11 protein-coding genes are annotated in these 9,084 nt (G+C 36.5%); 9 read left to right on the forward strand and 2 right to left on the reverse strand.

The genetic code is table 11. The features are described 5' to 3' along the window. Window positions 1–11 precede the first annotated feature (11 nt). Complete coding sequence (gene suhB / locus CJF42_RS11430; RefSeq protein WP_095366811.1) at window positions 12–815, reverse strand: inositol-1-monophosphatase; 804 nt, start codon at window positions 813–815, stop codon at window positions 12–14. A gap of 236 nt (window positions 816–1,051) precedes the next feature. On the opposite strand from suhB, the gene trmJ reads away from it, so the two are divergent. The 9 genes from trmJ to fdx all read left to right on the forward strand — a co-directional run bounded on the left by trmJ (window position 1,052) and on the right by fdx (window position 8,403). Beyond that, entirely contained in the window at window positions 1,052–1,792 is a 741-nt protein-coding gene (trmJ, locus tag CJF42_RS11435; protein WP_095366812.1) for a tRNA (cytosine(32)/uridine(32)-2'-O)-methyltransferase TrmJ, read from the forward strand. Between the two features lie 107 nt (window positions 1,793–1,899). Then, window positions 1,900–2,715: a serine O-acetyltransferase gene (cysE, locus tag CJF42_RS11440; RefSeq protein ID WP_095366813.1), complete on the forward strand. Its 816-nt coding sequence runs from the start codon at window positions 1,900–1,902 to the stop codon at window positions 2,713–2,715. A 163-nt stretch (window positions 2,716–2,878) separates the two neighbouring features. Beyond that, on the forward strand, window positions 2,879–3,367 hold the full coding sequence (iscR, locus tag CJF42_RS11445; RefSeq protein ID WP_095366814.1) for a Fe-S cluster assembly transcriptional regulator IscR: 489 nt from the start codon (window positions 2,879–2,881) through the stop codon (window positions 3,365–3,367). A 22-nt stretch (window positions 3,368–3,389) separates the two neighbouring features. After that, window positions 3,390–4,610: an IscS subfamily cysteine desulfurase gene (locus tag CJF42_RS11450; RefSeq protein ID WP_095366815.1), complete on the forward strand. Its 1,221-nt coding sequence runs from the start codon at window positions 3,390–3,392 to the stop codon at window positions 4,608–4,610. Between the two features lie 95 nt (window positions 4,611–4,705). Further along, window positions 4,706–5,089 carry a Fe-S cluster assembly scaffold IscU gene (iscU, locus tag CJF42_RS11455; RefSeq protein ID WP_095366816.1) on the forward strand — a complete coding sequence of 128 codons (384 nt, stop codon included), beginning with the start codon at window positions 4,706–4,708 and terminating at the stop codon, window positions 5,087–5,089. A 28-nt stretch (window positions 5,090–5,117) separates the two neighbouring features. Further along, window positions 5,118–5,441 carry an iron-sulfur cluster assembly protein IscA gene (gene iscA / locus CJF42_RS11460; protein ID WP_095366817.1) on the forward strand — a complete coding sequence of 108 codons (324 nt, stop codon included), beginning with the start codon at window positions 5,118–5,120 and terminating at the stop codon, window positions 5,439–5,441. A 135-nt stretch (window positions 5,442–5,576) separates the two neighbouring features. Beyond that, a complete protein-coding gene (gene hscB / locus CJF42_RS11465) occupies window positions 5,577–6,104 on the forward strand; it encodes a co-chaperone HscB (RefSeq protein ID WP_095366818.1) in 528 nt (175 codons plus the stop codon). Between the two features lie 40 nt (window positions 6,105–6,144). Continuing rightward, window positions 6,145–8,007: a Fe-S protein assembly chaperone HscA gene (gene hscA / locus CJF42_RS11470; RefSeq protein ID WP_095366819.1), complete on the forward strand. Its 1,863-nt coding sequence runs from the start codon at window positions 6,145–6,147 to the stop codon at window positions 8,005–8,007. 57 nt (window positions 8,008–8,064) lie between these two features. Next, on the forward strand, window positions 8,065–8,403 hold the full coding sequence (fdx, locus tag CJF42_RS11475) for an ISC system 2Fe-2S type ferredoxin (RefSeq protein WP_095366820.1): 339 nt from the start codon (window positions 8,065–8,067) through the stop codon (window positions 8,401–8,403). Window positions 8,404–8,525: 122 nt separating this feature from the next. Here fdx and CJF42_RS11480 read toward each other — a convergent pair whose 3' ends face one another. Continuing rightward, on the reverse strand, window positions 8,526–8,906 hold the full coding sequence (locus tag CJF42_RS11480; RefSeq protein ID WP_095366821.1) for a hypothetical protein: 381 nt from the start codon (window positions 8,904–8,906) through the stop codon (window positions 8,526–8,528). Window positions 8,907–9,084 lie beyond the last annotated feature (178 nt).

A 9,084-nucleotide genomic window follows, 5' to 3' on the forward strand; every position in this document is an offset into this window, starting at 1 on the left:
TTAAAGTGAAATTAACGTAGTAATGTATCAGTTAAATGAGGGCGAATTTCTTTAACGATTGCTTGTGATAACTTAGGGAAACCACATATTAAATTACCGCTTTCTTTGTAGTTATTACCACCATTGAAATCCATTAATAGGCCACCTGCTTCTTTAACTATAAGTTGACCAGCGATAGTTTCCCAAGGTTTTGAACCAATTGCATAGAATGCATCAATACGACCAGCAGCAACATAGGCTAAATCTAATGCTGTACAACCAGAGCTTCGCATATCTGCAGCTTGTGTGAATAATGCTTGGAAGCTTTTTGTGTAAGCTTCTAAATGGTGTTTATGTTTACAAGGAAAACCAGTAGCGATAATAGTGCCTGTAAGTTCATTTGCTTTTGATACACGTAAACGTTTGCTGTTCAATTGTGCGCCTTGACCACGAGAAGCAGTGAATAACTCACCACGGATTGGATCATAAATAACGGCTTGGTCTAAACGACCTTTAACTTTTAGCGCAATAGAAACTGCGAAGTGTGGAATCCCTTTAACGAAATTGGCTGTACCTTCAATAGGGTCTATAATCCATTGGTAATCAGAGTTGCTGCCTTTATGCTCACCTAATTCTTCACCTACAATACTGTGGTCAGGGTATGATCTTAAAATAGATTCGCGAATAACTGCTTCAGCATCTTTATCTATGTTTGTTACAAGGTCATTGCTACCTTTTTGTTGTACTTCAATTTTGTTTGGCTCTTCGAAAGCACGAACAATAACTTTACCAGCGTTACGCGCAGCACGGATCGCAATGTTTAACATAGGATGCATAAGTATACCTTTGGATTATGTATGTAAAAGAACAATAAATCACTCAATGATTTAGCCGCGCTATTTTAGCGATTTTTATATCAAAGTAAATAGCATTTTTGAATTATTACATTGTTTAACATTTAATCAAGAATAATTTAGACTGTTTATTAAAGTCCTAAATCTAATGGCTGACGATTTTATAAATTATGGTAGAATTTGCGTAATTTAATGAAATGTTCGGAATAACTTAAATCATGCTTTTAAATGAAGTAAGAGTGGTATTAGTAAATACATCACATAACGGCAATGTTGGCTCAGCAGCGAGAGCAATGAAAACAATGGGTTTGTCTAAGTTATACTTAGTTGATCCTGTTAATGAAATAGACAGCCACGCTTCCGCATTAGCTGCAGGCGCTACAGATGTACTAGGTAGCGCCGTTGTCGTTGATACTTTACAGGAAGCTATCGCTGATTGTTCTCTTGTAATTGGAACAAGTGCACGTTCACGTACATTATCTTGGCCGATGGTTGAACCGAGAGAATGTGGTGAAAAAATGGTTGAAGGCGCAAAATCAGGACCTGTTGCTTTAGTTTTTGGTCGTGAAAATAGTGGTTTATCAAATGAAGAATTACAACTGTGTCATTATCATGTTTGTATACCAGCAAACCCAGAATATAGCTCTCTTAATTTAGCAATGGCAGTTCAAACACTATGTTATGAAGTGCGTATGTCATATTTAGCATCCCAAAAATCAGTAAATTCCATTGATCCTGCTATTGTAGATGAAAGTATCTACCCAAGTTCAAAACAAATGGAATTATTTTATGAGCATTTAGAAACTACGCTTAATGAAACTGGTTTTATTGTTAAACAGCATCCTGGTATTGTAATGACTAAATTACGTCGATTATTTAATCGTGCTCGCCCTGAAGAGATTGAATTAAATATTTTACGTGGCATTTTATCTTCTATTGGTAAAACGATAAAAAAATAAACCTACTTCTCAGGTTTATTTATTTTAAATAGCGAAGCTATACTAATAAAATTACTTGGTTCTCAATGCAAAGTAGTGGGAATCAGATAATTTATAGGGGTGTAGCTATGTTTATTAGAATTAAAGAAGATATCAATAGCGTATTTTCAAGAGATCCCGCAGCTAGAACCTTCATCGAAATATTATTTAACTCTCCGGGATTGCATGCTTTGTGGTGGCACAGAGTGACTCATTTCCTACATATTAACGATTTATTATTTATAGCTCGATGCTTATCTACAATAGTGCGTTGGCTTACTGGCGTAGAAATACATCCGGGGGCTAATATCGGCAAACGATGTTTTATCGATCATGGTATGGGTGTGGTAATTGGTGAAACGGCAATAATTGGTGATGATGTCACTTTATATCATGGAGTAACATTAGGCGGGACAAGCTGGAAGCCTGGTAAACGGCATCCTACTTTAGAGAATGATGTTGTTGTTGGTGCTGGAGCTCAAATTTTAGGTCCGATAAATATAGGAAAAGGTGCAAAAATTGGTTCAAACTCGGTTGTGGTGAAAAGTATAGAATCAGGGGTAACAGTTATAGGCATTCCTGGAAGAGTAATTAATACACCTAAGAATAGTGAAGCTACAAAAAAACGTTATGAAATTGCTAAAAAGTATGGTTTTGATGCCTATGCTGTATCGGAAGAAAACCCAGACCCTGTTGCAAATTCAATAGGTAAAATGTTAGATCATATGCATTTACTTGATAATAAAATTCAAGAGTTAAGCCATGCTCTGTCTTTATTAGGTGCTGATGTATCGGAGTCTCAGTTGCCGAAGCTAACAATAGAAGTTGATGATTTTTGCCAAGCAGAGCTTGAGGCTAAACTGGCTAGATATGAGACTCATAAACAATTTGATCCTGAAATTTAATCATGAGAATAATACTTGACTAATTTGCTCAGGTATTTAGAATATAAGAATACCCGACTTAATTACTCAGGTATTTGGCCATAATGGCAATATAATACTTGACTATGTTAGTTAGGTAATTAAAATTCGCGATTCAAAATTGTTTTAACTCTGGGGGGCTCAAATGAAATTAACATCAAAAGGCAGATATGCAGTTACTGCAATGCTTGATGTTGCATTACATTCCCAAGTGGGTCCCGTATCATTGTCTGATATATCAGAACGTCAAGAAATCTCACTTTCATACTTAGAGCAGCTGTTTGCTCGCCTTAGAAGGCATGGCTTAGTTCGCTCTATTAGGGGGCCTGGTGGTGGGTATTTATTAGGTAAAGATGCTATTTCAATTTCAGTTGGCGATGTGATTAAAGCAGTTGATGAATCTGTGGATGCAACGAAGTGTCAAGGCAAAGGTAATTGCCAAGGCGGATCTCAGTGTTTAACACATAATCTATGGTTAGCACTAAGCAGTAGAATTAAAGAATTTTTAGATAATATTAGTTTGGGTGAATTAGTGACTCAAGGTGATGTTCAAGCAGTTTCAATGCGCCAAGACTCTCATTTGAGTGAGGCTATTGCACAATTAGAAAATATTCAAGTTAGTTATCAATTATAAGCAGGACCGGAGCAGAGAGAAAATGAAGTTACCAATTTATTTAGATTACGCAGCAACTACACCGGTAGATCCGAGCGTTGCAGAAAAAATGATTGAATGCCTAACTATGGACGGCAATTTTGGTAACCCTGCATCGCGTTCTCATCGTTTTGGTTGGCAAGCTGAAGAGGCTGTTGATCAAGCTCGTCACGATATTGCAGCCTTAATTAATGCTGACCCTCGTGAAATTGTATTAACATCAGGTGCAACTGAATCAAATAACCTTGCAATTAAAGGTGCTGCAAACTTTTACTCAAAGAGTAAAGGTAAACATATTATTACTGTAAAAACAGAACATAAAGCGGTACTTGATACGTGTCGTGAATTAGAGCGTCAAGGTTTTGAAGTAACTTATATGGACGTTGAAGATAACGGTCTTTTAGATTTACAAAAACTAGCTGATGCTATGCGTGATGACACGGTACTTGTGAGTGTTATGCATGTTAATAACGAACTAGGTGTTATTCAAGATATTGTTACTATTGGTGATATGTGTCGAGATCGTAAAATTATGTTCCATGTAGATGGTGCACAAAGTGCGGGTAAAGTTGCAATAGATTTAAAAGAATTGAAAGTTGATTTCATGTCTTTCTCAGCACATAAAATCTATGGTCCTAAAGGGATAGGTGCATTATATGTACGTCGTAAACCACGTGCACGTCTAGAAGCGCAAATGCATGGTGGTGGTCATGAACGAGGTATGCGTTCAGGTACCTTAGCAACACATCAAATTGTGGGTATGGGTGAAGCATTCCGTATCGCAAAAGAAAAATTTGGCTCTGATCATGCTCGTATTTCTAAACTTCGTAAACGCTTAATCGATGGTATGTTAAGTGAACTTGAAGAAGTTTACTTTAACGGAACGCCAGATCAATCAGTACCAGGTATTGTTAATATCAGCTTTAACTATGTCGAAGGTGAGTCATTATTAATGGCTGTAAAAGATATTGCCGTTTCTTCCGGTTCGGCATGTACTTCAGCAAGCTTAGAGCCATCTTATGTTTTAAGAGCATTAGGTCGTAACGATGAGTTAGCACACAGCTCAATTCGTTTTAGTATAGGTCGTTTTACAACAGAAGAAGAAATTGATTACACAGTTAAGTTATTAAATAGTTCTATCGGTAAATTACGTGATATGTCTCCTTTATGGGAAATGTTTAAAGATGGTATCGATTTAGATACGGTTGAGTGGGCTGGTCACTAAGTTTAAAGAACATATGAGGGCGAATGCCCGCTAACCACGATTAACTGTAGCAATTAATCGTGGTTATGGAATGAATAGAAATTGAGGTAATAAGCATGGCGTATAGTGATAAAGTGTTAGATCACGTAGAGAACCCAAGAAATGTTGGTGCATTTGATAAAAATGATCCAAGTGTAGCAACTGGCATGGTGGGGGCACCAGCTTGTGGCGATGTAATGAAATTACAACTTAAAATCTCTGATGATGGCATTATCGAAGATGCAAAATTCAAAACTTATGGTTGTGGTAGCGCAATAGCTTCATCATCATTAGTAACTGAATGGGTTAAAGGTAAAACAATTAATGAAGCAGCTGAAATCAAAAATACTGATATTACTGCTGAATTAGAATTACCACCAGTTAAAATCCATTGTTCGATTTTAGCTGAAGATGCGATTAAAGCAGCAATCACAGATTATAAAAGTAAGCGAAATAAGTAAGTTAACAAATTAAATGCAGGGCATAAGTATGGCAATCACTATGACAGACGCAGCAGCAGCTCGCGTTAAATCATTTTTAGACAATCGTGGAAAAGGAATCGGCCTGCGTGTTGGTATTAAAACTACGGGTTGTTCAGGATTAGCATATGTTTTAGAGTTTGTTGATGAACTAGTTGAAGGCGATGAAACGTTCGAACATGATGGTGTAACCGTTATTGTTGATGCAAAAAGCTTGGTTTATATTGATGGCACTGAATTGGATTTTGTTAAAGAAGGCTTGAACGAAGGCTTTAAGTTTGTCAATCCAAATCAAAGTGGTGAATGTGGTTGTGGTGAAAGTTTCACTGTTTAGTGATATCACAAGGCTAACGTATTTTCATTGTTACATATATGTAAGTTGAAATTGCACTGGTTACTAGAGCCTCAAATAATATTGAGGCTTTGCTGTTTTTAATGATACAGCTTAAAATTGAGTTAAAGGTTTTAAATGAAGTACTTCGAACTATTTTCTTTACCAATCAATTTTAATATTGATTTGGCTTTGTTAAACCAAGCTTATTTACGATTACAAAAAACAGTACATCCAGATAAATTTGCCCATAAAAGTAGTAAAGAGCAATTATTAGCTGTGCAAAAATCTGCAGAGATCAACGACGCATTACATGTTTTAAAACATCCATTAAAACGTGCAGAGTATATATTAGCTGAACGTGGTGTTGATATTCGAGCTGAGCAACAAACATTACAAGACCCTATGTTTTTAATGCAACAAATGGAACTCAGAGAAGAGCTTGAAGACATTAGTTCTGCTAGTGATCCAGAAGACGAGATAGAAGCATTTGAGAAAAAAATTCAAATGCTTGAAAAGGACTTTCATCAGCAATTGACTGCTTTAATAGACCAAACTGAATTAGTACAACTAGAGCGTGCGGCAGATGTAGTGCGTAAACTAAAATTTATTTATAAATTACGTGATGAACTTGAAAGGGTCGAAGATTCTCTATTGGATGATTAAGTTTCACTATATGTATAACATTAAAATGGCAGTATTTTAAATGGCATTATTGCAAATTGCTGAGCCGGGGCAGAGCGCGGCACCTCACCAACATAAGTTAGCGATTGGAATAGATTTAGGTACGACTAACTCGTTAGTTGCAACGGTTTTAAGTGGTGAAGCGAAAACTTTGGCTGATCAAAATAATCAAGTTATGTTACCTTCGGTTGTTCACTATACTCAAAATGGTATCGAAGTGGGTGCAAATGCATTTAAAAATGCAGCCTTAGATGCTGAAAACACCTTAGTATCGGTGAAGCGATTTTTAGGTAAATCTAAAGCTGATATTGAGTCTGAGTATACACAATTACCTTATAAGTTATCCGAACAAAATGGCATTTTTAATATTGAAACTTGTCAAGGGCCAATTAATCCAATTCAAGCATCAAGTGAAATATTAAAAACCTTAAAAAAACGTGCGCAAGACTCTTTTGGTGGTGATGATATTACCGGTGCTGTGATCACGGTACCTGCACACTTTGATGATGCACAACGTCAAGGTACAAAAGATGCGGCGGAGCTAGCTGGATTAAACGTACTTAGATTATTAAACGAACCAACTGCAGCTGCTGTGGCGTACGGCTTAGATTCAGGTCAAGAAGGTATAATTGCTGTTTATGACTTAGGAGGTGGTACCTTCGATATCTCTATATTACGCTTATCTCAAGGTGTATTTGAAGTACTGGCCACCGGTGGAGATGCAAGCTTAGGCGGAGATGACTTTGATGCTTTATTAGTTGAATATTTTAAACAAAAAACAGCACAAAACGAGTTAGATTCACCAAGTTTACGTTTGTTTATGAGTAAAGCAAAAGCATGTAAAGAAGCATTAAGCGAATATAAAAAAGTTAATGTGATTTTAGAGTTTGCAGATCAAAGTCATACAGTAGAAGTAACAAAAGAATTATTTAATGAATTAGCGGCTCCTTTCGTTAAAAAAACTTTACGTGCATGTCGCCGAGCAGTTAAAGATGCAGGCATAACAAATGAAGAGGTACTTGAAGTTGTAATGGTTGGTGGTTCTACGCGTATGCCCATCGTGCGTGACCAAGTAGGCCTCTTTTTTGAAAAACGACCATTAACATCTATAGATCCTGACCAAGTTGTAGCTATCGGTGCCGCAATTCAAGCTAATATATTAGTGGGTAATAAGCCAGATTCAGATATGTTGCTACTTGATGTGCTGCCATTATCTTTGGGTTTAGAGACTATGGGTGGCTTAGTTGAAAAAATTATCCCTCGAAATACTACAATTCCAGTTGCACGGGCACAAGAATTTACGACGTTTAAAGATGGCCAAACGGGTATGGTGCTTTCTGTATTACAAGGTGAGCGAGAGTTAGTTGATGATTGTCGTGCACTTGCTAAGTTTAGTTTAAAAGGTATTCCACCGATGGCAGCAGGTGCAGCGCATATATTGGTTACTTTTAAAGTCGATGCTGATGGACTCTTAAGTGTATCAGCAATGGAAAAATCATCAGGCGTTCAAGCTGAAATCCAAGTAAAACCTTCTTTTGGTTTATCAGATGATCAAGTTTCACAAATGCTTAAAGACTCCATGAACTTTGCCAAAGAAGATATGCAAGCGCGTATGCTTAAAGAACAACAAGTAGAAGCATTACGTGTAATAGAAGCGATTAATGCATCTTTAGTTGAAGCTAAAAACTTATTAACAGAATCTGAGCTGACAACCCTTGAAGTTGAAATTGACAAGTTAATTCAATTACGTGAAACAGCGACAACACCAGAGCAACTTAAAACAGCTATCACTGAACTTGATAATGCAAGTTCTGACTTTGCCGCACGTAGAATGGATGATTCAATTAAAAAGGCCCTGACAGGCCAATCTGTTGATCAAGTTTAACGATATTTATTTTAGAAAGTATTAAAGCCGATTTACATCGACGAGGTTAATAATAAAATGCCACAAATTGTTTTTTTACCACACGAAGAACTATGCCCTGAAGGTGCTGCAATTGAAGCTCAAACGGGTGAAACATTACTTAATATAGCACTCAAAAATGGTATATCAATTCCACATGCATGTGAAAAATCATGTGCTTGTACTACTTGTCATTTAGTGATTCGTGAAGGCTTTGATTCGCTGGAGGAAAGCGATGAACTTGAAGATGATATGCTAGATAAAGCTTGGGGCTTAGAGCCTGAGTCACGTTTAGGTTGTCAGGCAATTATCGCAGATGAAGACTTAATTGTTGAAATACCAAAATACAATTTAAATATAGTAAACGAAGATCACTAATAGAGCGGTTTTGTATCTTGATTAAGGTTGTAATGGGCAGAAAATAATAGTTTAAAAAAGCCATTAACAGTAATGTTATTGGCTTTTTATTTTTTAACAAAGTTAATAGCCTTACTCTTAATTTAGCGTTTAGTCGCCATTATTTTTGTAGCGCAGGGCTCAGAAGCTGGTGGAATAACTGTCATGGTATCTAAAGTGACTTTAACACTTACTGCGCCACCACTTTCTATATCATGGCTCCCTAGTTCACAATTAAAGTCGCCCAATAAACTGGCATAATATGTTTCAAAATGCTCAAACTGAACCCACCAATAATTTGCTTTGTCGTCAGGTTCATGGGTCCAAAATGTCACCTCACCAATACCAATAGTTTCACCAGGTTCTATATGTAATGTTTTTCCTGCATTATAAGCATCAGCTTTATAATTATGTAAAAAACTGACGTTATATATAGTCTCTCCGGTTAAATTAGTAATGGAGACATTTAAATTACCTTTATTCATAGTACTCACCTAAATATTTTTTTTGTTTGAATTTAAATAACTGTAGAACAGTATTTTTAAGCATAGGCAAAATATTGGCTTGTGGTGGTTTTAATTTAAAAATGATCTTAAAAATATGAGTTTACCCATATTTTAATGAATAAGGTGACTCTGTTCTTCTTCTTAGGGGGGGGGGGGG

The sequence above is a fragment of the Pseudoalteromonas sp. NBT06-2 genome (genome assembly GCF_002276045.1).
In the GTDB taxonomy this organism is placed as follows: domain Bacteria; phylum Pseudomonadota; class Gammaproteobacteria; order Enterobacterales; family Alteromonadaceae; genus Pseudoalteromonas.

Excerpts from the sequence above, each read along its gene's own strand:
- suhB (WP_095366811.1), bottom strand. The coding sequence starts at position 815 with ATGCATCCTATGTTAAACATTGCGATCCGTGCTGCGCGTAACGCTGGT.
- trmJ (WP_095366812.1), top strand. The coding sequence starts at position 1,052 with ATGCTTTTAAATGAAGTAAGAGTGGTATTAGTAAATACATCACATAAC.
- cysE (WP_095366813.1), top strand. The coding sequence starts at position 1,900 with ATGTTTATTAGAATTAAAGAAGATATCAATAGCGTATTTTCAAGAGAT.
- iscR (WP_095366814.1), top strand. The coding sequence starts at position 2,879 with ATGAAATTAACATCAAAAGGCAGATATGCAGTTACTGCAATGCTTGAT.
- CJF42_RS11450 (WP_095366815.1), top strand. The coding sequence starts at position 3,390 with ATGAAGTTACCAATTTATTTAGATTACGCAGCAACTACACCGGTAGAT.
- iscU (WP_095366816.1), top strand. The coding sequence starts at position 4,706 with ATGGCGTATAGTGATAAAGTGTTAGATCACGTAGAGAACCCAAGAAAT.
- iscA (WP_095366817.1), top strand. The coding sequence starts at position 5,118 with ATGGCAATCACTATGACAGACGCAGCAGCAGCTCGCGTTAAATCATTT.
- hscB (WP_095366818.1), top strand. The coding sequence starts at position 5,577 with ATGAAGTACTTCGAACTATTTTCTTTACCAATCAATTTTAATATTGAT.
- hscA (WP_095366819.1), top strand. The coding sequence starts at position 6,145 with ATGGCATTATTGCAAATTGCTGAGCCGGGGCAGAGCGCGGCACCTCAC.
- fdx (WP_095366820.1), top strand. The coding sequence starts at position 8,065 with ATGCCACAAATTGTTTTTTTACCACACGAAGAACTATGCCCTGAAGGT.
- CJF42_RS11480 (WP_095366821.1), bottom strand. The coding sequence starts at position 8,906 with ATGAATAAAGGTAATTTAAATGTCTCCATTACTAATTTAACCGGAGAG.